The organism is Arthrobacter sp. JCM 19049, assembly GCF_001310435.1.
Map to the genome: position 1 here is coordinate 1 of NZ_BAXF01000694.1, position 929 is coordinate 929.

Consider the following 929-nt stretch of genomic DNA (forward strand, 5'->3'; position numbering starts at 1 on the left):
GTGCCGCCCCGCCCAGCTGCCGGTGCCCCTGCCGGATGAGGACTCCCGCCTGCTGGGGCACGGGCTGTCGGCCACCGGGCAGCGCGGGCCAAACAAGGAACAGCTCGCCTACGCCCGGGACGGCAAAATCCTCTGGAAGCAGCCCTACGAGAAGGCGTTTGCCACCGGGTACTCCTCCGACTCCGGATGGACCTGGACCCTGGCCAGCGAACCGTCCGACACGCTGGTCGCAGCGGTTCGCGCGCCCACAACCGGGCCAGTAGCGGCACCTACCTGCTCGATCTGGCCAGCGACTACATGAGCATCGGGGTGGACGCGGCCAGCGGCACGGTGCTGTGGCGCCAGCCGGGGCGGAAGCCTACTGCCAGGGGATCTTCACCGACTGGGTCACCGACGCACGGCGCACCGTGGTGCTGTACACCATCGACAGCGGCATGTCCTCCATCCTCGAATCGGACAGCGACACGCGCCAAGGCGTGCTCACCGGCCTGAAATGGCGGGTCACCGCCCTGGACGCCCGCACCGGCGCCGAACGGTGGAGCCACGGGCTGCCGGAGCTGAAGCGCACCCGGGAGCTGATCAAGCCGCGGGCACGGATCCTGTCCGACACCGAACACGCCATCCTGCCGCTGCCCCAGGGGTGGCGCGCCATTGAGATCGCCACCGGAAACGTACGCGAACTGGGGCAGGTGCTGGGCCAGAGCGTGCTGTGCACGACGGCGCGTGAAACGCTGGAATTGCCGATCCCCGGGGACCGGGAGCCGCGCTACCTCAACGGCGAGGAAGCGATCCACCCGTGCGACCGCGACACCCTCAAACCCGGCACGGTGCCGCCGCGCTACGCCGAGTTCGTGCGCACCGGGCACGACCAGCAGCAGGTGGTGGTGCTGGCCGGGACCCAGGGGATGACCGCCTACCGGATGCCGCCG

2 protein-coding genes are annotated in these 929 nt (G+C 70.3%); both read left to right on the forward strand.

The window, feature by feature from the left end; all coding sequences use genetic code 11:
• The coding region (locus tag JCM19049_RS15570) for a hypothetical protein (protein ID WP_279403376.1) at positions 1-301 on the forward strand (301 nt) is incomplete at its 5' end.
• 34 nt (positions 302-335) lie between these two features.
• The coding region (locus JCM19049_RS15575) for a hypothetical protein (protein WP_279403377.1) at positions 336-929 on the forward strand (594 nt) is incomplete at its 3' end.